This is a genomic window from Sphingomonas panacis, assembly GCF_001717955.1.
GTDB classification, from domain to species: Bacteria; Pseudomonadota; Alphaproteobacteria; order Sphingomonadales; family Sphingomonadaceae; genus Sphingomonas; species Sphingomonas panacis.
Genome location: NZ_CP014169.1, coordinates 285512 through 311028 on the forward strand (window position 1 = coordinate 285512; position 25517 = coordinate 311028).

Annotated in this window: 25 protein-coding genes; 16 read left to right on the forward strand and 9 right to left on the reverse strand. The window is 61.8% G+C overall.

Annotated features, from left to right (window positions below):
- The first annotated feature begins 4 nt into the window (after positions 1 to 4).
- From J0A91_RS24530 to J0A91_RS24585, 12 genes are all read left to right on the forward strand, one after another.
- Positions 5 to 367 carry a hypothetical protein gene (locus tag J0A91_RS24530; RefSeq protein ID WP_069207817.1) on the forward strand — a complete coding sequence of 121 codons (363 nt, stop codon included), beginning with the start codon at positions 5 to 7 and terminating at the stop codon, positions 365 to 367.
- Positions 360 to 1037 carry a type-F conjugative transfer system protein TrbI gene (locus J0A91_RS24535; protein WP_069207818.1) on the forward strand — a complete coding sequence of 226 codons (678 nt, stop codon included), beginning with the start codon at positions 360 to 362 and terminating at the stop codon, positions 1035 to 1037. Before J0A91_RS24530 ends, J0A91_RS24535 begins: the two co-directional genes overlap by 8 nt.
- On the forward strand, positions 1018 to 1554 hold the full coding sequence (locus tag J0A91_RS24540; protein WP_069207819.1) for a S26 family signal peptidase: 537 nt from the start codon (positions 1018 to 1020) through the stop codon (positions 1552 to 1554). The genes J0A91_RS24535 and J0A91_RS24540 overlap by 20 nt, the downstream gene beginning before the upstream one ends.
- 65 nt (positions 1555 to 1619) lie before the next feature.
- Entirely contained in the window at positions 1620 to 2207 is a 588-nt protein-coding gene (gene traW / locus J0A91_RS24545; protein WP_240502346.1) for a type-F conjugative transfer system protein TraW, read from the forward strand.
- Positions 2207 to 2476 carry a hypothetical protein gene (locus J0A91_RS24550; RefSeq protein WP_069207820.1) on the forward strand — a complete coding sequence of 90 codons (270 nt, stop codon included), beginning with the start codon at positions 2207 to 2209 and terminating at the stop codon, positions 2474 to 2476. Before traW ends, J0A91_RS24550 begins: the two co-directional genes overlap by 1 nt.
- Positions 2476 to 3492 (forward strand): conjugal transfer pilus assembly protein TraU, encoded by a 1017-nt coding sequence (gene traU / locus J0A91_RS24555; protein ID WP_420852844.1) that lies wholly within the window; start codon positions 2476 to 2478, stop codon positions 3490 to 3492. The genes J0A91_RS24550 and traU overlap by 1 nt, the downstream gene beginning before the upstream one ends.
- A gap of 10 nt (positions 3493 to 3502) precedes the next feature.
- A complete protein-coding gene (gene trbC / locus J0A91_RS24560; protein WP_069207822.1) occupies positions 3503 to 4246 on the forward strand; it encodes a type-F conjugative transfer system pilin assembly protein TrbC in 744 nt (247 codons plus the stop codon).
- Positions 4243 to 6075 carry a conjugal transfer protein TraN gene (locus tag J0A91_RS24565; protein WP_069207823.1) on the forward strand — a complete coding sequence of 611 codons (1833 nt, stop codon included), beginning with the start codon at positions 4243 to 4245 and terminating at the stop codon, positions 6073 to 6075. Before trbC ends, J0A91_RS24565 begins: the two co-directional genes overlap by 4 nt.
- Entirely contained in the window at positions 6056 to 6448 is a 393-nt protein-coding gene (locus tag J0A91_RS24570) for a hypothetical protein (RefSeq protein WP_240502328.1), read from the forward strand. The genes J0A91_RS24565 and J0A91_RS24570 overlap by 20 nt, the downstream gene beginning before the upstream one ends.
- Positions 6449 to 6678: 230 nt before the next feature.
- Positions 6679 to 7482, forward strand: a complete 804-nt coding sequence (locus tag J0A91_RS24575) for a conjugal transfer protein TraF (RefSeq protein ID WP_069207824.1) — start codon at positions 6679 to 6681, stop codon at positions 7480 to 7482.
- Positions 7482 to 8942 carry a conjugal transfer protein TraH gene (locus J0A91_RS24580; RefSeq protein ID WP_420852843.1) on the forward strand — a complete coding sequence of 487 codons (1461 nt, stop codon included), beginning with the start codon at positions 7482 to 7484 and terminating at the stop codon, positions 8940 to 8942. Before J0A91_RS24575 ends, J0A91_RS24580 begins: the two co-directional genes overlap by 1 nt.
- Positions 8943 to 8962: 20 nt before the next feature.
- On the forward strand, positions 8963 to 11779 hold the full coding sequence (locus J0A91_RS24585) for a conjugal transfer protein TraG N-terminal domain-containing protein (RefSeq protein WP_069207825.1): 2817 nt from the start codon (positions 8963 to 8965) through the stop codon (positions 11777 to 11779).
- 8 nt (positions 11780 to 11787) lie between these two features.
- On the opposite strand, the gene J0A91_RS24590 is transcribed toward J0A91_RS24585, so the two are convergent.
- Positions 11788 to 11985: a hypothetical protein gene (locus J0A91_RS24590; RefSeq protein ID WP_069207895.1), complete on the reverse strand. Its 198-nt coding sequence runs from the start codon at positions 11983 to 11985 to the stop codon at positions 11788 to 11790.
- A 158-nt stretch (positions 11986 to 12143) separates the two neighbouring features.
- On the opposite strand from J0A91_RS24590, the gene J0A91_RS24595 reads away from it, so the two are divergent.
- The 4 genes from J0A91_RS24595 (at position 12144) to J0A91_RS24610 (ending at position 15533) form a co-directional block, all read left to right on the forward strand.
- Positions 12144 to 12764, forward strand: a complete 621-nt coding sequence (locus tag J0A91_RS24595; protein WP_169833239.1) for a GntR family transcriptional regulator — start codon at positions 12144 to 12146, stop codon at positions 12762 to 12764.
- 185 nt (positions 12765 to 12949) lie between these two features.
- Positions 12950 to 13084, forward strand: a complete 135-nt coding sequence (locus J0A91_RS24600; RefSeq protein ID WP_150127136.1) for a benenodin family lasso peptide — start codon at positions 12950 to 12952, stop codon at positions 13082 to 13084.
- A 257-nt stretch (positions 13085 to 13341) separates the two neighbouring features.
- Positions 13342 to 13785 (forward strand): lasso peptide biosynthesis B2 protein, encoded by a 444-nt coding sequence (locus J0A91_RS25305; RefSeq protein WP_420852845.1) that lies wholly within the window; start codon positions 13342 to 13344, stop codon positions 13783 to 13785.
- Positions 13786 to 13802: 17 nt separating this feature from the next.
- On the forward strand, positions 13803 to 15533 hold the full coding sequence (locus tag J0A91_RS24610; RefSeq protein ID WP_169833241.1) for an asparagine synthase-related protein: 1731 nt from the start codon (positions 13803 to 13805) through the stop codon (positions 15531 to 15533).
- Here J0A91_RS24610 and J0A91_RS24615 read toward each other — a convergent pair.
- The 8 genes from J0A91_RS24615 to J0A91_RS24650 form a co-directional block, all read right to left on the reverse strand.
- Positions 15530 to 17548, reverse strand: a complete 2019-nt coding sequence (locus J0A91_RS24615) for an Atxe2 family lasso peptide isopeptidase (protein ID WP_083225043.1) — start codon at positions 17546 to 17548, stop codon at positions 15530 to 15532. The genes J0A91_RS24610 and J0A91_RS24615 overlap by 4 nt on opposite strands.
- A gap of 150 nt (positions 17549 to 17698) precedes the next feature.
- Positions 17699 to 20239 carry a TonB-dependent receptor gene (locus tag J0A91_RS24620; RefSeq protein ID WP_169833242.1) on the reverse strand — a complete coding sequence of 847 codons (2541 nt, stop codon included), beginning with the start codon at positions 20237 to 20239 and terminating at the stop codon, positions 17699 to 17701.
- Positions 20240 to 20362: 123 nt separating this feature from the next.
- Complete coding sequence (locus tag J0A91_RS24625) at positions 20363 to 21445, reverse strand: FecR family protein (protein ID WP_069207832.1); 1083 nt, start codon at positions 21443 to 21445, stop codon at positions 20363 to 20365.
- The gene (locus J0A91_RS24630; protein WP_083225044.1) at positions 21442 to 22035 is read right to left on the reverse strand and encodes an RNA polymerase sigma factor; all 594 of its coding nucleotides are present in this window, start codon (positions 22033 to 22035) and stop codon (positions 21442 to 21444) included. Before J0A91_RS24630 ends, J0A91_RS24625 begins: the two co-directional genes overlap by 4 nt.
- 308 nt (positions 22036 to 22343) lie before the next feature.
- Entirely contained in the window at positions 22344 to 23216 is an 873-nt protein-coding gene (locus J0A91_RS24635) for an alpha/beta fold hydrolase (RefSeq protein ID WP_169833243.1), read from the reverse strand.
- Between the two features lie 192 nt (positions 23217 to 23408).
- Complete coding sequence (locus J0A91_RS24640; RefSeq protein ID WP_150127137.1) at positions 23409 to 23894, reverse strand: hypothetical protein; 486 nt, start codon at positions 23892 to 23894, stop codon at positions 23409 to 23411.
- 25 nt (positions 23895 to 23919) lie between these two features.
- Positions 23920 to 24837, reverse strand: coding sequence for a nucleotidyltransferase domain-containing protein (locus J0A91_RS24645; RefSeq protein WP_069207834.1), 918 nt, complete (start codon positions 24835 to 24837; stop codon positions 23920 to 23922).
- 59 nt (positions 24838 to 24896) lie between these two features.
- The gene (locus J0A91_RS24650; RefSeq protein WP_069207835.1) at positions 24897 to 25331 is read right to left on the reverse strand and encodes a type II toxin-antitoxin system VapC family toxin; all 435 of its coding nucleotides are present in this window, start codon (positions 25329 to 25331) and stop codon (positions 24897 to 24899) included.
- Positions 25332 to 25517 lie beyond the last annotated feature (186 nt).

Below are 25517 nucleotides of genomic sequence, written 5' to 3' on the forward strand. Positions count from 1 at the left end.
CAAGATGGCGACCAACCTGAGCGAAGCCAATGCCATTCAGGAGGCCGGCGCGAAGCGACCGTCTGACTGGCGAGCGGTCCTGTATTTCACCCTTCATGGCTTCGGCTTCGTCGGGTCGACGCTTCTCATCACGTGGGGGCTCTTCTTCCTGTTCTTCCTCGCCATCGGCGGCTTCTCGTTCGACGGCCTCATCCACCAACTCAATAATTTCACCACGCGCTACGTCGCGGCCGATGCGGCGCGCACCGGCGCCTTCATCAACATCTTCGCGATCGCGCACATGATCCTCTCGGCCGCTGTCATCACATTGCGCCGGGACAGGATCCTTCCCGAGAGACCGTCGCAAGGAGAGCGGCATCATGGCTGAGCAGCCCGAACTCGATCTCCCGCCGGTCCCGCCCTCCGCGCCACGTTCTTCATCGGTACGGCGCCGCCCTGGGTTCGGAGGGTTCAGTCGGTCCCAGATCGTCATCGGCCTCGTGCTCCTCGCCCTTCTCATTTGGGGAATGTGGGTGACGCGGGCACTCACCGCGCCGAAGCAGGAGCACATCGTCTCGGCGCGGCTGTCGGCCCTGGTTGGCGATTATGTCGAGGCGCAGCGCTACTCGGGCTCGCCCCCCGAGCGTGTGCAGGCCGAGATGCGGGCGTTCATGGCGTCGCTCGACAAGGAGCTCCAGCGCCGCAGCGCCGACGGCCAGGTGGTCCTAGTCGGCGAGGCTGTGCTGACCAGGAACGTGCCCGACATCACCGACAGTTTGAAGAAGGCGGTGTTCGCCTCCGGCGTGCCAGTTCCGAAGCGCGCGTCCGTCCAGGAATTGCAGCGCATGCAGGAATTGTCGGCCGCGCAGGCGGCGCTCGCTGCGGCCCAGCAGGCACCCCTGCCATCTGGAGGTTCGATCGATCCGACGAGCGCCCTTCCGGCGTTTCCCCAGCAGGACGGGGGCGCCTCGGCGATACCGTCGCAGCAGATCGCGCCAGTCGGCCCGGGCGCCTCCGTCTCGACCTTCGGAGGGCCCGATGGCAACCCTCGTCCGTGAAGCGCCGATCGAGCGTTGGCGTCCCCGCAAGAAGCTGTGGGCGATGCTCGGTATCGCGATCGTCGGTACCACCGTCATCGGCGGGATCGGCAGCTGGCGGGATAGCCATTTGCTGCTGATCAATGCGACGGACTCGCTTCCCAACTGGGCGTTCATGATCCGTCGACACCAGCTGCCGGTGCGGGGCGACTACGTCTTCTTCGACCCGCCGCCAAGCGCGCTCCTGCGGCGTCATTTCGGCGCGAAGCCCCAGATGTTCGGGAAGATCGTCTACGGCATGCCGGGTGACGTGGTGGGTCATCACGGCGCCGTCGTCACGATCAATGGCGCACCGATCGCGCGCATGAAGCCTCGGACGAAATCCGGAGAGCCGCTCACGCCCGGCGCGGTCGGGACGGTCCCGGCGGGATGCTATTATGCAGGGTCGCCACATAAGGATGGCTTCGACAGCCGCTATGCCGAAATAGGGTTTGTGTGCGGCCGGCAGATCGTCGGTGTCGGGGAGCCGTTGCTGTGATCCGGATCCTCGCCGGCGCCGCGGGCATCGCCTTTCTCGGCGCAGCCGTCTTCGTCGCGAATCCGATGCGATCCGAAGCGCGGGACTACGGACAGGCCGGCCAGGCATTTCCCGTGATCGAGCCGGACCTGCTCGCCACGATCGAGGCTCGGCTGAAGCGCGCTGAATCGAGCGGCGAGCTTGCCCGCATGAACGAGATGTTCGCCAAACGGGTGGAAGCGAAAGTGCGGCGGCCAACACCGGTTGCGGGGATCTCGCCCGCCATCGCCGCGCGCGAATGGGACTATGACCCGTCGGTTCGCCTCGAGCGCGACATTCGCGACCAGAAGGGCAATCTGATCGCCGCGGCGGGGCAGACCGTCAACCCGCTCGACTTTGTCGCAATCAAGCAGGCGCTCGTCTTCATCGACGGCGACGATGCGGGCCAGATTGCCTGGGCGACAAATCATTACACCGATCTCGACGCCAAGATCATTTTCGTCAGCGGGTCACCGATCGAAGAGATGACCAGCCGCAGGCGGCGCTTCTATTTCGACCAGGAAGGCAAGCTGACCTCTCGCTTCGGCATAGAGCACACACCCGCTGTCGTGCGCCAGAATGGCCGTGTCATGCGTGTCACCGAGCAGGTGCTGAAGCAGGGGAGGGCGAGTTGATGCCGCTTTGGCTCGACCTCCTCCGCACGCCGATGGCTGCCCCGGAGACGGGATCCCTCCGCCGCCTGCGTTTGACCTGGCAGGGGCTGTGCCTCGCGACCGCGCTGGCGGTCGGGTTCTTCAGGCCCATGCGCCAGGCCCTCGGTCAGAGGGCACCCATCCTGGCCGCGGTCCTGCTCCTCGCGACCGCCATATCCACGGTGATCTACGTCGCCCGGAAGCAGCGCGCCGACAAAGCCTATCTCGAGACAAGCGGGAGCGCGGAATGATGCGACTTCTGCGATCCGTGTGTACCGCTGTGGTGCTCCTGTTGGGAGCGCTCGCCCTTTCGCCGCAGGCTCAGGCCGCGCCGACCTGCAATGGCAAGTTCGTCAATCCGATCACCGACGTGTGCTGGTCGTGCCTGTTTCCGCTCTCGGTCGGGGCGATGAAAATCTGGCCGAGCAGCCGGCCGGATCCAAGCAATCCGGCGTCGCCAATCTGCGCATGCTCCGATCCGCTCCCGCGCATCGGCATATCCGTGGGCTTCTGGGAGCCGGCGCGCCTGGCCGATGTGACGATGAAGCCGTGGTGCTTCCCCAATCTCGGCGGCATCCGGATCGCACCGGGGTTCGACATCGGTCAGGGCTATCTGACCGGGCCGTCGATGGTCGGCGGTCGCTCCCAGAGCACGGCGAAATGGCACGTCCATTGGTATGTCTATCCGCTGCTCTACTGGATGGAGATCCTGACTGACTTTGCCTGTTTCGAGCAGGCCTCGTTCGACATCGCCTACATGACCGAGGTCGACCCTCTCTGGCAGGATGACTCGCTCGCGGCGCTGATCAATCCCGAAGCGATCGTGTTCGCCAATCCGATCGCCCAGGCGGCATGTGCTGGCGACTGCATCGCCGGCACGGTGAATCTGCCGCTCGACCCGCTCTTCTGGTGCGCGGGCTGTCAGGGGTCGATGTATCCGCTCAACGGCAACATCCCGTCCTCGATCGGGCATGTCCAATCGTCGCGGCTCGCTTTGTCCCGCTTCGCCTACAAGATGCACCGAGAAGCGCTTGCCTGGGGCACGATGGGTTCGGCCGGACTGTGCAAGAAGTACCTGATGCCGATCATGCGGAAGCAGCAATATCGCTTCCAGATGGTCAATCCGATCCCGACCGTCAGCGGCCGCTTCGCGTGCTCGGCGATCGGGGCATCCACCATGCCGCCCGACGCGGGGCGCGCCTATCCCGCCGGCGGCGAGGACATGGGCTACCTCGTGTGGCGCAAGCGCAATTGCTGCGTGTTCTAGGGGTCTTGCGATGCGCCTTCTCACCATGGGCGTGCTGGCGCTCCTCGGCACGGCGGGTCTTTCGGCGGTGTTGGCCCAGACGGTCGACGGCGTCGATGTCCAAGCGGTCAAGAAGCGCGCCGCCGACCTTGCCGCCGAGGCGCAGGCGTTCGTGGATCAGGTCAAGGACCGGGGCGACCAGTTTCGCGATGACGCGGCGACGGTCCGCGACGGCGGCACCGAGAATATGCGGCGGGTTGCCGGCAACGAGCTCCCCAAGGGCCCGGCAGGGGCCGTGGACTTCGACGAAATCGTCCAGGGCGCTGCGAACAATGTCGGCGCTCGCAGCGGCGAGGCACCGCAGTTCATCGTGTTCGCCAGCCTCTCGATGCCCGACGCGGCGCTCAAGCAGCTGGTGCGCGATACGGCGAGCGCCGGCGGCGTGGTCGTGTTCAGAGGCTTCCCCAACAATTCCGCCAAGGAGTTCGTGGCGCGGATCAGCAAGGTGGTCGAGCGCGACCAGTTTGCGAACATCGGCATCGATCCCCGGCTCTTCCGAGCGTTCGACGTGCAGGCCGTCCCGACCTATGTCGCGGTGTCGTCTGACTTCGATCTGTGTGCTGGCTTCTCCTGCACGACGAAGCTTCCGCCCTATGATCGCATCGTCGGCAATGTGACCGTCGATTACGCGCTCTCGAGCTTCGCCGGCGGCAATGGACCGGGGGCGCGGATCGCCGCGGTAGCGCTCTCCAACATGCAGCGGGAACGGCAGTGATCATCCGGCGTCTCGTCGGCGGACTGTCCGCGATTCTGCTCGCCGCGCAGCCGATCGCCGCGCAGCAAATGACCGTCGAGCAGGCCCGCGAAGAGGGCAAGGCGATGGCGCAGGAGAAGAGGAACGATTCCTCCCTGGTTCCCTCCAGCGACGCGCAGGCACAGGCGGTGCCGGGCTACACGGGCACCAGCCAGCCCCAGACCACCTATTATGACGATCCCGACAAGCTCGTCGCTGAGGCTCAGGCCCAGAAAACCAGTAGCCAGAGCTATCGCATCTCGACCGATGCCGATCACACCCGACCGACTTTCAGCAATGACGAAATTCTGGCGACGACCGATCGTGCCACGCAGGTCGAGAACGATCCCTCGGCTTATCTCGCGGGGCAGGACATCTCGTCGGGATCCGGCACGTGCACCCCGCTCCCGCCGGGGAGCGGGGCCGGAGGCTATTACGAGGCCACCTGCAATTTCGGAACCAAGGTCGATCAGAGTGCTCCGGTGTGTCGGACACCGCTTGTTGTCGACGCCACGCCAGGTACCGACAAATATATCTATACCTGCGAGAACTGGTCGCGGACGGCCGCCCAAGGCGGCGACAATCGAGACCGGCGCTGCGTCCCGACATTCAATGCGCCGGTGCAGAGCGGAGTATGCCGCGAGCGCTCGCGGCAGACGGTATACTACGATGTCTGCCGGCAGGGAAATCCGCGCTTCTGCACGGAACCTGACATCGAGGAAGGCGAGGTCATCACCTATGAATGCGACAGCGCGGCGGTTGCCCGGCCTTATACCGTCGAGACTGTCGGCCAAGTCATCAACGAGCGTCGCGATGAGACAATGTGCGACGCTGCCACCGCCGGACAGACGTGCGAACTCGCGTCCGAAACCTGTGTCGATCAGGAACCGACGACCAGAACAATAAACGGCGTCGAGGTAACGCGCGCCTGCTGGAACTGGGAACGCACTTACAGCTGCCACCAGTTCAGCCAGGCGAATGACTGCACCGATCTCGAGAACAACCGCCAATGTACCTACCTGCGCGATGAGTGCCTGGACGATCCGCCGGACGGCCCATGCAAGGTCAGCCAAAAGGTCTATCGCTGTCCCACGCCCGACGACGCTCCGGCCACTGACAAGCAGTATATCTGCGGCAACGACGTCTATTGCATCAACGGCGACTGCGAGCCGATCGTGCGTGAGGCCTCGACCGAGTTCAAGGATGCGCTGGTCGGCCTGCACGCGCTCGACCAGGCCGGCAAGGAATTCAACGAAGCCGACCTGAAGGTATTTAGTGGCACACGCGAAACCTGCCACAAGCCGGTCTTCGGGCTGGTCAACTGCTGTGCCGGCAAGGTCTCAGGAGCCGTCCCCGTGGCGGCCGGCGCCGCGGCGTTGGCCGGAGGCCCCCTGGCGATCGCCGCTTTTGCCACACCCTTCCTCGTATTGTTCTCCTGTTCTCAGGACGAAATGAAGCTCGATATCAAGGATCGGATGGGCTTTTGCCACAATGTCGGCACCTACTGCTCATCGAGTTTCCTGGGCATCTGCTCGACCAAGCGTACCGCTTATTGCTGCTTCGAAAGCAAGCTGTCGCGCATCCTCCAGGAGCAGGGCCGGGTGCAGCTGAACAAGCCCTGGGGAAGCGCCAAGAAGGAGCAATGTCAGGGTTTCACGATCGAGGAATTTGCCTCGCTCGATCTGTCCAAGATGGATTTCACCGAGGTGTACTCGGACTTCATGGACGCGGCGAAACTGCCCGACGAAGTCCAGACCATGTCCGACATCCAGGACAAGATTCAGGCCTATTATGATCTCCACCGCCAATGATCCGCGCATGACGGGCGGCGGTCCAGCCTTCGATTGGGCCATGACGGTCGTCGAGCTGGCGATCTTCATCGCGGTCTATCGGGCGGCGCAGCCGATCGGGGCCGACGTGCTCTCGAATATCCTGGGCCGCTGGTTCGAAAGCGTGGTGGGTCCCGATGACATCGCTGGAGCGGTGACGAACATGGTCGAACGTGGCTGGCTGGTCATGATCGGCGGGCGGCTGATGGCCACGCAGGACGGCCGCCGGGTCGCGAGTCATCTGATGAATGGGGTCATTCGGATGCTCGACCAAGGGACGCGCCTGATCGACGTCGCGCTGATGATGTCGGTGCTGAGGCTCACCAAAGGGGAGTTGGACAATGGTAATCTTTGAGGCCCCGATGCTGCTCGCGCTCATGATGCTCCAGACGGCGCCGGCACCGCCTGCCACGCGATCGATTCCGGCCTGCAGCCGATCTCACGCAGCAGAAGGCTTCGACTGTTGCCTTCACCTCGCCCTTTGGACCGGACGGCCGTCCCTTCCTTCCAGCCTCAACCCTTCCGCGCAAACCCGAGCTGACGACGAAAGGACGGTAGAAGATGTTACGAAACGCTAGGCTCTCGATGTTCCTGCTGGCCTTGTCGCAGCTCGGCGCTGCGACGCCGGGCTGGACCCAGGACGCTGGGCCCGCACGCGATGCGATCGAGCATGACGTGCCGGATGATTTCTATTGCGGCGAGCGCAAGCTCGGCCAGTGGTTCTATTGCGCGAAGCCAAGGCCGGCCGAAAGCACGCCGGCCATCGGGCCGGAACCGCAGGTGAGCGCCGCCGACCGGATCGCGGCGATCAGCAAGCAGCTCGACGAGCTGAAAGCGCGGGCCATCCTTGAGCCGACCGAAGCGAACGTGATTGCCTATGTCCGCTTCCAGCGCGAGCAGCTCGATCGCGCATCGACCTTTTCCGACACGTGGCAGCGGGCGCTCTGGCAGAACCCCGACCTCGACTACACGCTGCAGCGGCCGGTTTCGACCGTCGGCAAGAGGTTGTGGCTCGACAATCGCAAGGCTGATCGTGACGCGGTGCTCACGAACCTCGGACAGCGCTACGGGCTATTCTATTTTTACGCGCAGAGCTGCGGCGCCTGCGAGGTGTTCGCGCCGATCCTCCGCTCGGTCACCGACAGCCATCGAATGTCGGTGATGGCCGTCTCCATGGATGGCGGCCCGAGCAAGGACTTCCCCAACTATGTCGTCGATTCCGGGCAGCGGTCGCGCATGGGCGTGCCCGGCAACGAGACGCCAGCACTCGTCCTGTTCGACACCCAGACGCGGCGGACGATCCCGGTCGGATACGGCGTGCTCAGCGCTGACGAGATCATGGATCGGATCTTCATGCTGACCAACACCAAGGTGGGGAGCGACTACTGATGGCACGCAACCAGACGAGATTACGCCGCCTCGGCCGGCGCGCGGCAGCCAGCTTCAGCATCGTCGCCGCCGTCCACTTCGCATTGGTCGGCGTGGCCCGCGCCGACGTAGCCGGCCAGATGAACAGCTTCTTCAACGACGCCGGCGGCGCCGCCAACGTCACTGGTCCGACCGCGTTCCAGGGTCAGTCGGCGGGTTACTATTCGCTCGGCAATGTCTGGACGCGCTTCCCGCAGAAAAGCGTCTCGCCCTTCAATCTCCAGCTGCCGAGCGCGCGCGCCGGCTGTGGCGGTATTGACCTGTTCAGCGGCAGCTTCTCCTTCATCAATGCCTCCGAGATCGTCGCGATGCTGAAGGCGACGGCCAACAACGCGCTCGGTTTCGCTTTCAAGCTCGCGATCGACTCCGTGTCGCCGGAGATCGGCAAGGTCATGGATGAGTTCAGCCAGAAGGCGCAGCTCCTCAACCAGATGAACATCTCGAGCTGCGAGACCGCGCAGGCGCTCGTCGGCGGCATCTGGCCGCAGATGGACTCCACGCGCTCGACGATCTGCGAGGCGGTCGGCAACAGCCAGGGGGTCTTCTCCGACTGGGCGGCGTCGAGACAGGGCTGCAACAACGGCAACAAGCGCGATGCGACGATCGCCGGCAACACCGATGGCAGCATGAAGGACCAGCTTGTCGGCGAGCCGCACAACTACACCTGGGAAGCGTTGAAAAAGTCGGCCAAATTTGGAGCGTTCGACCAGTCCTTCTCCGAATACATCATGACACTGGTGGGGACGGTGGTCACGACGCCGTCGACCGACCCCTCCGTTGGCGGCAAGGTCGTGATGTTTGGCCCGGCGGAGGACGCGGTGGTGACCGCGCTGCTGGACGGGACGGCCGATGCGCCTGCCGTGAAGATGCTAAAGTGCAACGATGCCGACTGCTACGATGTCGGCGAGCAGACGCTGACCGTGCCGGCATCGTCAGCGCTGCGGCCGCGGATCGCCGCCATGATCAAGTCGATGAGCGGCAAGATCCGATCGGACACCGCCCTCGATGCCGCCGAGAAACAGCTGCTCAACATCGCCACGGTACCGATCTACAAGATCTTGGCGGTCCAGGCCTATGCGCACTACGCGCTGACCGACGGCGAGATCGAGACTCTCTCCGAAATCGTGGCGGTGGATCTGCTGGCCGCGATGTTGGACAACATGCTCGACCGCGTCGAGCAGGCGCAGACCCACTACCAGACGTTTGATCAGGCGACGGCGACGCAGTGGAAGCAGCAGATCGCGGCTACCCGGCAGAAATTCTCGCAGCGAGACGTCAAGCTCAACAACAAGCTGCAGGTGACGATGCAGATCATCAACCGCAGCATCATGCTCGAGTCCACCCTGCAGAATTCGATGACGCCCGGCATGTCGTCCGCGCTCAACTTCTCGCGCGGGCTGAACGCGCAGGGGCTCATGTAAGCGGGTAGGGGGCCCAGGCGATGTTGGAGGTCTTCACGGTCGGCGGCGGCGAGTATCTCGTCAACACCTTCAACGCCGTCGCGGCCTGGTCCGGGGGAGGGGGCTATCGCTCGCTCCTCCGCGTCGTGATGGTCATGGGCCTGATCTACTCCCTGCTGGTGGTCGCCTTCACGCTCAACTTTCGCGTGTGGTTCAACTGGTTCCTCCAATCGACGCTGATCTATCTCTGCCTCATGGTGCCGACGATCGACATCAAGGTCACCGACCGGATCAATCCGTCGCTCGCGCCGGCGACGGTCGCCAACGTTCCGCTCGGGCTGGGCGTTCTCGCAAGCTTCACGACCCAGATTGGCGACTGGCTGACCCGGACGGCCGAAACGGTCTTCGTGATGCCGGGCGAGCTCAATTATACGACGAACGGCATGGTCTACGGCGCGCGCCTGTTCGACGCGACGCGCAACTTCGTCGTTCGAGACGCGGAGTTTTCGACGAACCTCGAGGAGCATTTCAAGAGGTGCCTGTTCGGCGACGTCATGCTGTACCAGAAATCCCTGACGAACCTCGCCCAGTCGAAGGACCTATGGGCAGACATCGGTCCTGGTTCGGAGGCGCGCTCCCAGGAGTGGCTTGAGCGACAGGGCGACGGGACGGTCAACAGCTCGATCGTCACCTGCCGGCAAGCCTATCAGATGCTCGATGCGCAATGGGCGCCGATGATCGAAGCCAACACGCCGCTGTGGGGCAAAGAGCTCTATCCGAAGCTGAGCAACACGCTGGCGGCTGACAAGCTGAAGCACGACTTGCCGATCGCCAACGCGGCGTTCACTGGCTCGGGCAGCAGCTATTCGGACTCGATGCGGCAGAACACGGCGATCAACGCGTTCATGCAGGCGCGCAACAGCATGGCGGGTGGCTCTGGCGCCGCGACGATCGATACGTTTGCGCAGACCCGCGCCGATATCCAGGCGCGGAACACATATAACTCGATAGCCCAGCAAGCGATGGCGTGGGTGCCGATCCTGAACATCGTCCTGACCGTCGTGTTCTTCGCGATGTTCCCCGTGATTTTTCCCCTGTTTCTGATGCCACAAACCGGGCTCGGCACGCTCAAGGGATATGCGATGGGGTTTTTCTACCTTGCCGCATGGGGGCCGCTCTACGTCATCCTCCACATGATCTGCATGACTCGGGCGGAGGCGGCGGCAAACGGCGTGGCGGCCGGAGGGGTCACCCTTGGCTCGTACGCCGGGATTGCCGCCGTCAACGGTGAGACCGCGACGATCGCCGGCTTCATGCTGATGAGCATTCCGTTTCTCGCGGCCGGCTTGGCGCGCGGGGCCATGTCGATTGCAGGTCAGGCAACCTCGATGCTCGCACCAGCCCAGAACGCGGCCGAGGCGGCGGCCCTCGAGCAGACTACCGGCAACTACTCCTACGGCAACGTCAGCTGGGCAAACGCCACCTCGAACATGCGGCAGAGCGACCAGTGGTCGACGGCCCCGAGCTTCATGGGCGGGGCAACCAGCGTCGGGTGGCGTCAGGATAATGGTGCGGTGGTGTCCGGATTTGGCAACGGTCAGGACGTCATCGATATGGGCGGCGCGATCTCGCGGCTCGGATTCACGCCGACGATGAACAGCGGGACAGTGGCCGAGTGGCGCCAGATGGCGAGCTGGGCGCACCGCCAGGCGATGGCATGGGAAAACGCGGCGCAAGAGATCCTCACCAGCACACATACGAACCGCAGCGCCTTCGGCACGTCATCGGAACGCTCGTCGGGCTTCGAATCCGGAAGCGGGAGATCGACGAACACAAATGTGGAGCAGTTCGACAGGACGACCGGATCCAGTTCGCAGGGGCTAGAGGAGCGATCTTCGACCAGCCAAGGGCAGCGAATTTCCCAAGGGCATGATCGCGGTGCAGCAACCAACGACCAGATCACTGGGTCGCTTAGCGTAGGGTCCGGCAGCGGTTCAGGAAGGCGAGCTCCCGGTGGAAGGGGTGGGCTCGGCAGCCTCCTTCCGAGTGGCAATGGCAGTGTGGGTGTGAGCAGGACCGGCCAACAGACTGACGGTCTGCGGTATGGAACAGAAGAAACTCGCTCGACTGACAGCGCGAGCTCGTCGTCAAGCGGCGTTCGAGATGAACATTCCAGCGGCAGTGGCGCGTCCACCTCCGACGCCACTTATGATCGCTCAGGCGTCTTCAGCCGAGCATCGTCCAGCTCGTCGTCGTCGCAAGGTACCGAGGATGCGCTTGCGAAGGCGCAGTCCTACTCCGAGGCCGCACGCCGAATGGAGGAGCTCTCTCAGTCGCTATCCCGGGACGCGAGCTTTGCGGAATCGCACGGAATGCAGCTCAGCGAGAATATGAGCCAGGATCTTGCTCAGTGGTATCGGCAGCAACAGGCGTTGCATCCCAATATGGATGCGCCGGAGCTATGGGCAACCAGCTTGACCGACCATCAACGAGCAGTGCGGCAGGCGTTGATTCAGCAATGGTCGCAGGAGAAACGCGAGGCTCTGTGGGATGAGATTCGGGGCAACGTGACGGAGCCATCGCTCGTCGACGTGCATCGCGCTGACGTCGGAGGCGCCGCTGCCGTACGCTCGTCGTATCATCCGCACGGTGTCGAGAGGGTCGGCCGTGGCGGTCCAGGCGGTGATCCCGGTGCCGCCGCCAAAATCATAGAGGAGGGCCGCGGAAAGCTTGATGACGATAGGGCGGTCGCTGAAGCTGCGCGAACAACTCGCGCGCAGGCGACTGTTGACCTACAGTCGGAAGTCTCGAGGGATCACAACCGCGGTTTCTTCAACGATCCCGAGTTGCGCAAGTGACCGCAGATTCACAGGGCGACGAAAAGATACGCGCCCGTCGCAACGAGCAGTACCAACGAGATCACGCCGCCAACAGCTTGGCCGACGGTCAAAGGACGATCATCAGGGCGCTCGGCCATGCTATCATGTGCCAAGTGTTCTTCTGGGACATAAAAAGGACCGCCAGGCAGATCCTTAGTCGCCATATAGGTCCTCAAGTCGTACATCGCCAAACGCTCCATACACCCCGCAGTTTACGACAAGTGGAGCTTCCTCGCAAGGTTGACGACGTCGGGGAGTGGGGTCCGACATCGTACCTTGGATCTGAACCAGCGTGGCCCAAAGCACCTGCAATCAGTCCAGATTTCGAACCCAGGGTGTGCTCGTGACGAGCGACGCCGCGACACAAGAGCGTGTTTATAGGGCGATTAAGGCCACCCTGGTTCGGGGTGAGTTTGCGGCTGGCGCCCGTCTCGAAATCTCAAGCCTTGCGAAGCGCTATGGTGCCAGCCAGACGCCCGTTCGCGAGGTCCTTGGGAGGCTAGTTGGGGAGGGTCTGGTGGAGCATCGGGAGGAAGGGGGATATCGTTTCTGCCTTCTCGACGCCGAACGACTGCGGGATCTTTACTTCTGGAATGCCCAGCACCTTCTCGCGGCACTTCATGTTGTTCGTGAGCCCGTTGTGGTGCGTGCATTGGAGCCGCTACGCACGCGAACGGCGGCGGCTCCGATTGACCAAGTCGCACTCATAGCGCAAATCTTCCAAGCCATCGGCGACGCCACGGGAAACGCCGAATTCTCCGAACGGATTCGAAACGCAAATGAGCGGTTGCAGGGCTTCCGAATGGCCGAGATCGAACTTTTCGCAGATACCACATTGGAGACATCCCGGCTCCTGGCTTTGGGGCGTTTCAATGTTCAAAAGAACGTTCGAAGGAAAATAATGTACTATCACCGTCGTCGGATCGAGCATGCTGCGCAGATCATTGCGGCGATCACTTCGTAGAAGGCACGCCAAGATCCGTGAGCTTGCCGCAGCTAAAGTTAGCGCGGCCGCCGGTTTCGGTGCCATGTTAGACGCTGCTGGTGAAATCGCTGCCGGAACGGGACATATACGTCCGTCATGCAGGCCCAAACTCAGTGTAATTTGGATCTGCCGCGGATTCTCGCGGTTATACGAAGGAGCGTATCATGCAGCGCAATGACGAGCGTCTTGAGGGCGATCTGATCGATCTCGGCGATGCCCGCGTCGAGACGAAGGGCAACGATGGCAACGACATCGACATGGCCCACCAGCGCCTCCAAGGCGGCCTCTCCGACGACTGATGGGAAGTGGCGCGCGATTATCAGTCGCGCGCCACAAGGCCGAGGCGACGCGGATGAATTTCGCACTAGGGCCAGGAATATCCTTTTGCCTAATAGGACAACAGCCGTTCTTCCTTAACAGGATGGGCGATCGCTACTTTACGTTGAGCGGAGGCCGCGCCGAGAGCTTCGTCAAGCTCAGCCGTGGCCAGGAGATACCGGCAGCGGATATCGATTTCCTCCAATCACAGGGAATCATTCAACCATCCAACGGATCAATGGAGATTGCGCCCCAACTTGCCCCATCGCTCGCGTGCTCGTGGTCGGAACCTCTAGGACGACCGGGCGCGTTTCGAATCCTCAGAGCGATATTCGAACTCTTTGCAGCTCGGATTGAGTTGCGTCGGGTTGGCCTTGCAGCGGTTTTGGAGCGCCTATCGCGCGCGAGGCGGCGATCGGACAGCTTGGTCCGACCTGAAGCGATCTCATCGGTGATTGCGTCCTTTGCTACGGTCGACCTCTTATTCACCCCTCAAGGTCAGTGCCTTGTACGCTCAATTGCTATGGCGAGGACCCTTGCTCGAGCGGGTTGCGACTTCAATCTGGTGATCGGGGTTCGGAGCGGGCCATTTGGCGCACACTGTTGGATTCAACAACGTTCCGTCATCTTGAACGACCAACTTGATAGGGTCAGGGACTTTGTCCCGATCTTTGTGTTGTGATGCGCACCCGGTTCCTCATGATCATCAGTGATCGCTCCGACCTCCCCGCGGTGGCTACGGCAGCAGCGTCAGATACGGCCCTGCCGATCCGGTTTACTCGCTCGCGAATTGCTGTGCTGGCCGACCAGGACGTTCTTGTAGCCGAGAGCGGAGAGGAGTCCGGTGCGATAGTTGGGCATGTTTTTGGGCGAGACCGTTGCGAGGGCCGTGTTCAGGCTTTTTCCAAGGACGATCAGATTGCCCTTCTTGCGACGCGAGGCCGACATCTCATCGAACGTTTCTGGGGAGGCTATGTCGCAGTGTTCCCTGGGTCGGAATGGGATAGCATTTCAGTCTTTCGCGACCCTTCTGGTGCGATGCCTGCCTATTACGTAAGAGCGGATGATTTTACGTTGGTTGCTTCTGACGTCAACCTACTGAGGGTTTCGGGCCATTTCACTGCGGATATCGACTTTGTCGGGGTCATCCGACATCTTTTAGCGCCTGACCTTCGGACGACACGAACTTGCCTATGTGGCCTCCGCGAGGTTCTTCAGGGACATGAGCTGAGTGTGAATGCCCGCTCGCTAGTGCAGGTTCCCCGATGGTCGCCCTGGGACTTTGCCGCGCAGCACGTTGCATACGAGCTGCCAGAGGAAGCCAGCGAGCGTGTTCGGCAAGCGACGATGTTGGCAGTCCGCGGCTGGGCTTCTTGCTATGGTCACATCGTTCTCGGGGTCTCGGGTGGACTGGATTCCTCGATCGTTGGTTGCTGCGCCGCCAAAGCGCACGGCACGCTGACCTGCCTCACACTCGCGACCGAAGAGTCTGCCGGCGACGAGCGATTCTACGCGCGCGAGTTAGCTCGTGCCCTCAAAGTTCCGCTCGAGGAGCGGATGCTCGAAGTCGCTGACGTCGACTTGGCACGTAGCGATGCCAGCCATCTGCCACGTCCCGTCGCTCGCGCGTTCGCGCAGTCTGTTGATCGCGTGTCACTGGATGTCGCCCGGGCGGCCGAGGCGGATGCCTTCTTTACTGGCAACGGCGGCGACAGCGTATTCTGTTATCAGCAGTCGGTCCTCCCAGTTGCAGATAGGATATTGGTCGAAGGCTTAGGCTCCGGACCATGGCGAACGATCTGCGAAGTCGCAAAGATGGCCGAAACAAGCGTTCTGCGCGTTGCGGCTCTGGGTGCCCATAGGGCCTGGATCAGACCGCGACGATATCCGTGGCGACTCAACAAAATGTTCTTGTCGAAGTCTGCGATTAATTTCGCAGCAATGACCATTGATCATCCCTGGCTGGATGGGCCGAAGAATGCACTTCCGGGAAAGGCAGCGCACATTGCATACCTGCTTCGCGTCCAGAATCATCTCGAGGGGTTTAGGCGAGAGCTGAATTATCCGGTCATATCTCCGCTCATGTCCCAGCCCGTCGTTGAAGCTTGTCTCCGAGTATCGACTTGGCATTGGTGCCTCGGCAGTCGAAATCGGTCGATAGCACGGCGGGCATTCGCAGATATGCTGCCACGGTCTATCGCCGAGCGCACGACAAAGGGTGGGCCCGACGGTTTCGTATTGCGCGTCTTCAATCAGCGCCGTGCCGAGATCTCGACGCTCCTGCTGGATGGTGTTTTGGCCCAAAGAGGCCTAATCGATGTCGACGACGTTCGGGCCGGGCTTTCCGTAAAGGGAGACCAAAGCCGCATTACACAATATCGGCTGCTGACGCTTTTGGATGCCGAGGCGTGGCTGCGAGCGTTGTGCTAGGGTGTCGACAGAGGTGTGGGCGCCACCGTCGACGAAAGGGACCGCCACCGCGCATATTGTCGATCCTTACTCGGGTCTGCGTCCACATGTCCTAGTAGCCAGTAGCGAAACCAATCTACGTTTCGATTGTAGATCGAAAACCTGTGCGCCGGTTGCCATTTTATGTGATATTCATTCGGGAATACATAAAGCTCGGTACTTCGTCTGTGAGCCTTGAGCAGCGAGTATGACTCGAGGGCCAGCAGATATTCATCATCGGCGACCTGGAAAAGGATAGGTGAGTTGATGCTATCCGCGTGCATCCCAACGGACATCGGTTGCCAGAAGGCGCTCTGTCCTGTCTCAAGGGTCGGATAGCCAAGATCCACTAACTGGGCGGCCCAAGCCTGGCCACCAAATACCTGGGTGCTAAGTGGCTCCATGAATCCCGAGGACACAGCCGCGGCTGCGAAGAGCCCGGGCGCATTCACGAGGGCGAATTGGACGGTAGCGGCGCCGTCGCTCGATCCGGTTATGGCGAGCTTTCGCGGGTCGGCGATTCCTCGCGACACGGCTATCGCAACACCGCCAAGCAAAGAGGAATGAACACTTCGTCGGTCCTGCCATTCTCGCTGGTCGGCCACTTGAGCGTCGCGTATCGATCGAAGCGATCCGTCTTTGACCGTTTCGTAAAAATCTGGGGGGCGCTGGAGGCTGAGCACCGCAAACCCCTCGGCCGCGAGCGGGAAGATCGGGTATTCGTCGCCCACACCCCCGCGTAGAAATCCGCGAGAGATATACTGCACCACGATCATGGGTAAGCGCTCGCCTGGTCGGTGTCCGAAAGGGACGACCAGGTCTCCAAAGCTCTCCAGACCAAACGCGTTCCGCCATCGGAGTCGCGTTACTGACCCGAGCCGCAAGCTCGAGAACTCTGGGTTAGGATCAAATAGGGGTGTTGTTTTGCCGGTATGGATATCGATAAGAACAATTTGGCGCGGCCGGGAAGAGGCTTCCCGCAGGCAAACAAGAGCAGGACCGGCCAATCGACAGCCCGACAGAAGATCATCGGTGACAAGTGCGCGGCTGACCCGCCCACGCGGAGTCCATCGGTAAAGGGAGTTCTGGCTATCGCCCCAACCACCACGACGTAGGAAGAGGAGCGTCCGCCCGCCATCGACCCACCACATTGCCTCGATCCCGCGCAAACCACTGATGCAAGCGGGGTCATTGCATTTGGCGCTGGTGCCATCGGCCAGTCTTGCCCAAAGATCTACCTTTCCGACATAATTGTTCTGATCGCGCTTGATCGTCCAAGCGGTCGGCCCAAATGGCCACTCCGCCGACAGACGTGCGCCCTCAGGCAATACGCTGCTCGCTTTCGGATCGAAGACGCGCCGATCCGATTCAGTCAACGGGACAAGTTTACCTATGGCCAGTTCGATTGCTTGGAACGCAAGCGGGATCGACCCTTCAAGAGATGGGCGGTTGCGGGCGCTCGGAACGAATTTGTCATCATACAGGAAGCCGCCCAAGCTCTCGCGCTCTTGCGCTGCAACGGCCCCGACTAACGCCGGCTCGTTTGCAAACAACAACCGCCGCCCGTCGGCTGACCACGCAATGCGCCGGACATTCGTTGTTGATTGTGTAACGGTGACCGCATGTTTGTCGGGGAGCGATACGGTCCTCGCCTGGACGATTCCTTCTTCCAATCTGAGATAGGCTAGCGAGCGTCCATCAGGTGACCAGCGCGGAGTATTGGCGATCACGGAGCCGCTCGTCGACCGGAGTCCCCGGACTATGGGGGTGGTGAGGATGATTCCGCGTCCCGTGTCGACCAAACGTGGCACCGCCCCTCGGCGTAAGTCTATGACGACGAGCGCCTGGCAATAGTCGTTTGCATCCGGATCGCCGCGCGTGAGAACGAACGCAACTTCGTGTCCGTCAGGGGAAATCGCCAACGGGCTCTCTCCGGCGCCGGCGATCGGGCCGATGTCTCGTAAGCCAATGAGGTCCCGTGTTGTGATGTCTCGCATTGGGAACGTTGAAACGCCCGGGCCCGCAATTATGCCGGCACATATCTCCGATGCTGCAGCTGGTCCGCCCGCAAATGAGAGGGTGAGTAACGCGAGAGCGCAAGCCCACGCTACGGCTGGGCTATGCCCATTCTTGCATCGCGACACTGTTCACCACGATTTCGAAATGGTGAAGCTGATGAAGCGGCCTGCAGGCGAGTAGTTCGCAGAGTCGTAGGGCGCCTGACTTACCTGTGTCGTCGTGATAACAGAGGGCTTGTTGTTTAACAGATTCTGGGCCGACAATGTCAGATCGATGCCGCTCAGCAAGCGTGACGCCGGCTTCAGACGAACGCGGCCGGTAAGATCAAGGGTGGTCATCGACCCGACGCGATACTCTGCCGCATTCCGCTGATCATCGACGCCGCCAATGTAATTGATGAATGGCGAAATTGTCACCTGTTCTGTCTGCCAGATGACGCCAGCGCGGCCGCGGAAGTGAGGGGGATTGAACAGCGTTCCGGCGAGAGGCACCTCGGGCTGAAGGGCGCTGAGTGTTTGCCGACTTCGGATGTAGCTGCCGTTCCCGGACAATGTCACCGAGCCGAGCGGACCATCCCAAGCCCTGTATCGTAGGCTAAGATCGATGCCACTGATGTGTTGGCGGGTGGCGTTAGTATACTGGCTGTGAATTATCGCGCCGACCTTTGCGGGATCGAACGCGCCGCTCGAGTTGTTGAAAAATTGCGCGCCATTGAGAGCTGAGACGATATCGGCGCCGGTGGGATTGAGGGTGATTAGATCTGCATAGATCGGGTTGCTGAGCGCCTGCGTGATATAGGTGACGGGGGTCACGATCCGGTCACGGTAGTCGACGGAGAAATAGGTCAAATCTGCGGACAGGCCGGGCACCGAGCGCGGATGGGCTGAGAGCGTGGCGGTCCAGCTAGTTGCACGCTCGGGCTTCAGGTCCGGATTTCCGCCTCCCGAGTAGAGGCCAACGGTTCCCGGCTTGAAACCGGTACCCCCAAAAACTGGTATATCGTAGACCGACGCCCCTTTTACGCTGAAGAGTTGGTACAGTGTTGGGGCCTTGAAGGATTTTCCCCACGACACCTTTAGGTCGATGTCCGACGTCGGCGAGTATATTGCGCCGACCTTCGGAGTGAACACGGTATCAATGCGTTTGTAATCCTCATACCTGACGGCGCCGCTCAAAATTAGGCGACGCGCAAACGGCAAGCCGTTTTCTCCGGTGATGATCGGTAGGGTTATCTCGGCAAAGCCGTACGCATCGCGTTGGGTTGCATCTATATCTTGCGAGGATGGAGAGATAAGATCGCGCGAGGCAAGGCCGTTCTCGCGATAGCCGGCGCCGATAGCGGCCTTTACCGAACCGCCGGGCAGGTTGAAAATACTTCCTCGCGCGAGCAATTCAGTACCTTCAGCATGATTACAATAGCAAGAGCGGGTATGGGAACTGACTGCCCCGTTGGTATAGCCTGTCGAGTTGAATACGGTACGGTCCTCGCCATAAACTCCGGAGATCGATACCTCCCAGTCTCTCCACAATTCGTAGGTTAGGCTGGGGGCGATCGTGAATGACTTGCTTGTGTAAAGAGTACGATTGCCACGCACGAGGTAGTTGCCAGCGGCAGACAGGGCATACGTACGGTCAGTCCAGCGCTCGTTGAAAAGCCCATCGACCGATAAGGTTAGTCCAGGGGCCAGGGTCTGGTGCGCGCTCAGCGTTGCGCTGTGATGTTTGAGTGCAGGATAAAGGAAAAGGCCCGGCGAGCGGGCAGCGGCATAGTCTCGTTGGCGGGCCAGAACAGGGGTGTCCTTTTCAAAGTCATATGATGCCATGAGGCCGCCTGACCCCCATGTCTTTCCACCGACGAGGCTGTATTGTTGCTGTTCATTGCCTCCATCGGTCGATGCCCCGAAGCGCGCGGTGCTATCCAAACCGCTATAGTCGCGCTTAAGAATGATGTTTGCCACGCCCGCTACGGCATCGGAGCCATAGAGCGCGGAGGCTCCATCGGTGACAATCTCAACTCGATCGACTGCCGCGAGCGGTATCGCCGAAATGTCTATCGCCTGTGCGGCGCCGTTGAACGACAGTCGGTGCCCGTTAAGCAAGGTCAGTGTCGCATCTGAACCGAGACCGCGAAGATTGATTGAGGAAGCACCGCCGAGGTAACTACCCACACTTTCTGGGACGTTCTGGCCGATGCCGGGGTTCTGGCCCGCGCCGGAAGCCTGTGGAAGCGCCCTTATCGCGTCGGCCAACGTATTTTGACCGGCGTTAAGCATGTCCTCGTGAGAGATAGTCAATGTTGGCGAGGGTGATTGTGCGCCACGAATGCGGGAACCCGTAACCAGGATATCGTTCGAGAGGCTGACGTCTCCGCTCCTCACCGTCGAACCGGCTAGCTCCGTGTCCGACGGCTCCGATCGCCCCCGGATCAAGATCGCCCCGTTGCGATAGGTAGCAACAAGGCCGCTCTCTTTGAGAAGGGCCTCGATGGCCTCATTCGGTGTGAAGCTGCCGTCGATTTTGGGCGCACGCTTGCCGTCCACGAGGGCAGATTCGAAGATGACTTCGCGTCCGGATGTCCGGCCGATCGCCCGGAGCGCGGTACCTAGATCTTGTGCCTCGAGATGATATTCCCGCCGCTGCTCCGATCCAGCCGTTGCTGGAGAGGACATTGCGATGGCCGCTAGCCCGACTGCCCCGAGAAGAATTCGTCCATGTCGTTGTACCATCTATGCCCCCTTCCGCTCGCCGGGATTGGGCAAGCCGCTCGGGCATCCACGATCGGGAAAGGCTGATTATGAGGAGGTGCGGCAATTTTTTGTGGTGTCGGCGCCGCACGAGCGGGCCAGGGTGATACTGTCAGCGGTCTGGGTCACGCTCAGCCTGAGCATCACGGCAAGATTGTCAGCCAAGGTATGCGTGTCCGTGAGCCGGAACGTGCCTGAAATGCGCAAGTCGGCCAGATCGGTGGTTGAGAGAATTATCGGCATCGTGGAGTAGCGATTTGCTTCAACGACGAGGTCCGCGAGCCTGATATGGTCGAAGTCTCTAACATTCTGCGGCCAATTGTCGGCATCCGCCGCTGCGGCCGGTGCGGCCTGCTCCGGGAGACTCGGTGGTCCAAAGCTGATCTCCTCGCCCGGGACCAGACGCTTGACGCGCGTAGCAGGGCTTCCGCTCCGGGCCGGCGTCGGCACCACGACCTCGACCACTCCGCGCAGCAAATGCACGTGCACCTTGTCGTCGGAAGTGAGCCCGACATCGAAGAGCGTGCCCCGAGCGGTTACCGAGCCACCTCCGGCGCGGACGACGAAGGGTTGCGCGGCATGCGCGACAGAGAAGCGTCCGCGGCCTCGGATCAGCCGTAAGCCTCGCTCCTGGCCCGTGAAGGCGACGGCAAGGAGGCTGTCGGTGTCGAGGGTGACCGATGAGCCATCCTGCAGAGCGAATGTCCTAATTTCGCCCACACGCGTGCTCAACTGGGTCGGCGCGCTTCGGGCCACGACGGGCTGGCGCCCGACTGCCATTGAATCTGCGCTGTGCTCGTGGCGCTGCGTGATGCTGAGCGACAAGACGCCCGCGATCGTCGCCGTCGCTACGAATGCGATCAATATCCGCCGCCTGTCTTTCGTCGCCTCATTTGGGATGGCCTCCGGCTCGCCGTCTCCCGGCGGGTCGCCCGCCCTGAGGCCCTTCCCGATGCTGAAGGTCTCAGCGATTCTGTTATAGGCCGAGCGGTGGAGCGCACCTCGCGCCAGCCAGGCTTCGAACTCTTCGCGGCGTGCGCCTGCCTCCGGGCCGCGCATCGTGGCAAACCAGTCGGCCGCCTCATCCCGCAACTGCCCGCCGGGCGGCAATGGATCTTCTTGGGAGGTCATTCGCGCTCCAGAGCAGCGTCGATATGGGAAAGGGCTCGCGCCACGTGATATTGGACCGTCGGGATGCTGAGTCCCAGCCGATGCGCAATATCCTTGTAAGTGAGTTCCTCGACCCGATGAAGTAGAAAGACGTCGCGCGTCTTGTCAGGCAGTTCCCCGAGCGCGCGGCGATAGACGCGCATCACGTCTCCAGCTTCGATCTGAAGCGTCTGTTCCGGCGCGACCCCGGGATCGACTCCCTCTCCAAATTGCACCCGAAATGGCGCAAGTCGCCTTTCCTGACTCTTCGAGCGATCGAACAGCAGGTTGCGCGCAATTCGCTGCAGATAGGGCGCGGGCTGCGACAGCGGACTCCTGGCCATGAACCCAGCGAGACGGGCGAAAGCCTCCTGGACGAGGTCCGCTGCCTCGTCATTCTCTCGGACCCTGCTCCGGAAGTAACGCGTGAGCTTTGGCCCCTCGCGGCGGTAGACTGCGTCCAGGTCCTCTGGGGAGGCGCGCTCCGGTCTTCGTTGGTTCGGTTGGATGTGCGGACGCGAAGGATGACTGGGCTCAAGCGGGAGCCTGAGGCTTTTAGATGGCTGCGGCATTCGTGCACTTGACCTCGCGGGCCGACAAGCATCGGGCCCCGGCGACCGGTGCCGACGATAAGGCAAGGTATGCCTGGAGGGATGCGATGCACCCGCTCCGGCCGCCCGACGTGCACCGACGGGCGTAATGATCCTGGCAGGATAATCCTATGGGTTGTTGCCAGCGTTACGAACCCATGCCCGCGATTATGTACAGCAGGCAGACATGTTGCAAGTGCTCACAGCTCGGCGGTGGTGGCTCAGTTTGAATTCCTGCTGTCGCCCCAGAAGCCGCCGTGTCGGACAATAGGGCCCGTTGGCGAGACCGCTCATTCCGGCTGGTCGAGAAGTTCGGTTACAGCCGCGTGAAACGCGGCGGGGGCCTGTTGCGGCCCTCCGTGACTGACATCGGGCAGGATCACGAGCTTCGCCCCCGGGATCAGATGGGCGAGCATCTCCGTGTGAGCCGCCGCAATGAATTGCTCGTGCGCTCCGTCGGCCACGACGGTCCTGGCCCTTATGGCCCCCAACTCGGCCGGAGCCAGATCCGGCTCCTTCTCATAGAGATCCGCAAGCGCTGCGCGAAGTGCCTTGAAACCATCGGGCGTGGGAGACAGCGCCCGATACTGCGCCTCCATCCGGGCCATGAACACGGCGCCCATGCCCTTCATCGCCGGATCGGGAGGCACCGTCGTCTCCGCGTGGGTGTTGAAGTTGGCTCCCCAGACAAAAAGCCTGTCCACGCGCTCGGGATGATCGATGGCAAGGATCAAGCCGGTGACGCCGCCATCGCTTAAACCAACGACCGACGCCTTGCGCACTCCAGTCGCATCCAGCACCACGATCGCATCGGAGGCGAACCGTCGATAGCTCAGAGGCGCAGGGCCTATCGTGCTCCGACCGTGGCCGCGCGTGTCCATCACGATGACTTCGTGCGTTTTCGCGAGCTGCGGCACCGCAAAGCCCCAAGATTCCGACGACGCAAGGCCGCCATGGAGCAGAAGAACCGGCGACCCGCCGTTGCGATTGAACACGGCGAAATACAGCCTGGCGCCGTCATGATCCACGAAGCCGGTGCGCTCGGGGCGCGGGAGCGCCGGAACTTCCGGGACGGTCGCCCACAACGGTGGCGCCTGGCCAGCCGCGATATTCGGTGCGGTTATCGATACCAGCACGGCCAGCGTGCCCGCCACCCATCTCATCGCAATGCTCCTCTGGTCGGAGGAGGCGTAAAGCCCGGCGGCCTGATTTCCAATGTCAGTTTGACTTTGATGGCCGCCCACCAGGCAGACGGAGCGCTCTCCGCCAATCCTCATCGTTTCACCTCAGGTCGATGGTGGCGGTCCGCCTTAGGCGGAATTTCAGCGACCACTACCAGCTCCGCGCCGGCCGAGCTAATTCGGGCCGTCTTTCACCCTCGCGCAAAATTGCTTCGCATCCCGCTCAAGCGTGGCCATCGTCGCCTGACGATCTTGCATGCGCTGCCGCGCGAAACGGTCGGCGGCCGCCTGCTTGCTCGCCCGTTGCGCCGGTGTGAGAGTCGTTTCGTGGAGCGCGGGCAAATCACTACCGGGACGGCCACGTTTCTTTGCGTACCAAGCAATAAAGTCCCGCGTCATCTCGGGAGTAAATTCTCCGCCATGCGCATCGGCATAATCTGCCTCGGCCGTCATAAGCGCGGACATTTCCTCGAACCTGGCGCCGGTCTCACGAAGTTTCGCCGCACATGCTTCGCGCGTGACGCTGGTCTGGGCGGCCACGGACGTCGCCGGCGCGAACGCTGCCGCCACGACGGCCAACGCCAAGGCCGTTATTTTCGCGCCTTTCATCACGCGGGTCAGATTGCCATCCCAGACCGGGATTGGCCATCCGTTTTGCACCGGTGCGTCTCCTGAAAGCGCCCGGCTACCCCACCATCTTCTCGAGTTCGGCAATTCTAGCGGTGCAGATATCGTGGACCCTTCGGCCCAACTCCTCCACCCGCGCACCCAGCCAATCCAGCTCCTCCCGCGAAATCTCATAATGCTTGGAGTAGCGCGCCTTCCGATAGGCGTCCTTGAGCTTTTGATACGTTGCTCGCTCAGTCCGTGTGCCGCGTGGCCAGACGTCAAACAAGCTGTGATCAAGCCCCTCGGCCAGCGAGCGGAGGAAGATGATGTTGTGGTCGTATGGGGTATAGAGGGTCAAAACCAGCAGGACGCACTGGTAAAGCGGTTCAGTAGCCTGATGGAGGTCGAAGGCGGCCTTTTTCAAATCGTTATGGCCGAGCGCGTCCCGGTAACCTCGATAGAAGCTCTGGGAGTGTCCCATATATTCCTCGAAATAGTCTTTCGAGACTTGAAGGATCTGCTCCGGGGTTTTCGGCTTGGCGGTGGCCAAGGGCTTGTCGTCTGACTGATAGAGGAGGGAGCCGTCCTTGACGATCTCCATGAAAATCAGCCGGCCGTGGGCCAGTCCGTCGTTCACTTGCTGGAGCGAATGGACGATGAAGTTGACGGGCGTCCGGATGACCTTCTCGACGAGATAGGCATCAACGAGCCGCTGCTCGGTCTCCTCCCAATAGGCAGTTCTATCGGCCAGTTCGGTCTGGTTGACGATGACGAGGATATCGTAGTCGGATTTGAACTGGTTGGCGTCGAGCGGCGCATCGACCCAATCGCCGCGAGCATAGGATCCGAACAAGATGACCTTCAGGATCCGCGCCGATTTCCGGCGACCCTTCGCGTCTTGCGTCGCTTCGCGGAAGCCCTGGAACAGCATTTCGACAACGCGGTCGAGCTCACGTTGCTTCGCTGCCGGAAGGTGATTGATGTCAGTTCGCATTGGCTCGGCTCGGGTGGCGAGGTTTGCTAAAGTCGGGCTTGAAGACTGGACGATGCTCGTTACTCATTCGTTGGGGCCGACAGCCAAGGATTGATGACCGAGACGCGCGTTGCCTTGAAGTCGCTTGTGTTCCGCGTGACGACGGTCAGGTGATGGACAAAGGCAGTTGCCGCGATCCAACTGTCGCGCTCGCTTTGGGGATCGGGCACATGTAGCTGCGCGCAGCGCGCCGCCACATCGCTGGTCATCGGGAGGATACGATCGCTGAAAGCCGGCAAGACGGTTTCTTTCATCCAACGCCTGAGCATTGCCCCCTGCGCCGCGTCACGACGCTCCTGAAGAAGAACGCCGCGTTCCAGCTCGAAGACCGACATAGCGGACAGGAAGGTCGAGCCCGGGTCAACGGACGTGAGCCATGCCTTGACGCTCGAGTCGATGCGGCCGCTCGCCAGCTTGCGGCTTTCCGAGACGACGTTCGTGTCGAGAAGATACATTATTCGTCGAGATCGACTGTCAGAGCGGCCAAAGTCGACCGCGGTGGTTCCCAATCGAAGTCCATTGCAGCCCTCGGCATCAGCGCGTCGGCCAAGGTTCGCCCGCGCGTAGCCAGCTGCTCGAGCGCTTCCTCGATCACCTCAGCCTGGCTGCGGCCTGGCCGGACCAGGAGCCGCAAGAGCTCG

What these genes read in the sequence shown, in the direction of transcription:
- J0A91_RS24530 (WP_069207817.1), top strand. Translation starts at nt 5, where the DNA reads ATGGCGACCAACCTGAGCGAAGCCAATGCCATTCAGGAGGCCGGCGCG.
- J0A91_RS24535 (WP_069207818.1), top strand. Translation starts at nt 360, where the DNA reads ATGGCTGAGCAGCCCGAACTCGATCTCCCGCCGGTCCCGCCCTCCGCG.
- J0A91_RS24540 (WP_069207819.1), top strand. Translation starts at nt 1,018, where the DNA reads ATGGCAACCCTCGTCCGTGAAGCGCCGATCGAGCGTTGGCGTCCCCGC.
- traW (WP_240502346.1), top strand. Translation starts at nt 1,620, where the DNA reads ATGCGATCCGAAGCGCGGGACTACGGACAGGCCGGCCAGGCATTTCCC.
- J0A91_RS24550 (WP_069207820.1), top strand. Translation starts at nt 2,207, where the DNA reads ATGCCGCTTTGGCTCGACCTCCTCCGCACGCCGATGGCTGCCCCGGAG.
- traU (WP_420852844.1), top strand. Translation starts at nt 2,476, where the DNA reads ATGCGACTTCTGCGATCCGTGTGTACCGCTGTGGTGCTCCTGTTGGGA.
- trbC (WP_069207822.1), top strand. Translation starts at nt 3,503, where the DNA reads ATGCGCCTTCTCACCATGGGCGTGCTGGCGCTCCTCGGCACGGCGGGT.
- J0A91_RS24570 (WP_240502328.1), top strand. Translation starts at nt 6,056, where the DNA reads ATGATCTCCACCGCCAATGATCCGCGCATGACGGGCGGCGGTCCAGCC.
- J0A91_RS24575 (WP_069207824.1), top strand. Translation starts at nt 6,679, where the DNA reads ATGTTCCTGCTGGCCTTGTCGCAGCTCGGCGCTGCGACGCCGGGCTGG.
- J0A91_RS24580 (WP_420852843.1), top strand. Translation starts at nt 7,482, where the DNA reads ATGGCACGCAACCAGACGAGATTACGCCGCCTCGGCCGGCGCGCGGCA.
- J0A91_RS24585 (WP_069207825.1), top strand. Translation starts at nt 8,963, where the DNA reads ATGTTGGAGGTCTTCACGGTCGGCGGCGGCGAGTATCTCGTCAACACC.
- J0A91_RS24590 (WP_069207895.1), bottom strand. Translation starts at nt 11,985, where the DNA reads ATGTACGACTTGAGGACCTATATGGCGACTAAGGATCTGCCTGGCGGT.
- J0A91_RS24600 (WP_150127136.1), top strand. Translation starts at nt 12,950, where the DNA reads ATGCAGCGCAATGACGAGCGTCTTGAGGGCGATCTGATCGATCTCGGC.
- J0A91_RS25305 (WP_420852845.1), top strand. Translation starts at nt 13,342, where the DNA reads ATGGAGATTGCGCCCCAACTTGCCCCATCGCTCGCGTGCTCGTGGTCG.
- J0A91_RS24610 (WP_169833241.1), top strand. Translation starts at nt 13,803, where the DNA reads ATGATCATCAGTGATCGCTCCGACCTCCCCGCGGTGGCTACGGCAGCA.
- J0A91_RS24615 (WP_083225043.1), bottom strand. Translation starts at nt 17,548, where the DNA reads ATGCGAGACATCACAACACGGGACCTCATTGGCTTACGAGACATCGGC.
- J0A91_RS24620 (WP_169833242.1), bottom strand. Translation starts at nt 20,239, where the DNA reads ATGTCCTCTCCAGCAACGGCTGGATCGGAGCAGCGGCGGGAATATCAT.
- J0A91_RS24625 (WP_069207832.1), bottom strand. Translation starts at nt 21,445, where the DNA reads ATGACCTCCCAAGAAGATCCATTGCCGCCCGGCGGGCAGTTGCGGGAT.
- J0A91_RS24630 (WP_083225044.1), bottom strand. Translation starts at nt 22,035, where the DNA reads ATGCCGCAGCCATCTAAAAGCCTCAGGCTCCCGCTTGAGCCCAGTCAT.
- J0A91_RS24635 (WP_169833243.1), bottom strand. Translation starts at nt 23,216, where the DNA reads ATGAGATGGGTGGCGGGCACGCTGGCCGTGCTGGTATCGATAACCGCA.
- J0A91_RS24645 (WP_069207834.1), bottom strand. Translation starts at nt 24,837, where the DNA reads ATGCGAACTGACATCAATCACCTTCCGGCAGCGAAGCAACGTGAGCTC.
- J0A91_RS24650 (WP_069207835.1), bottom strand. Translation starts at nt 25,331, where the DNA reads ATGTATCTTCTCGACACGAACGTCGTCTCGGAAAGCCGCAAGCTGGCG.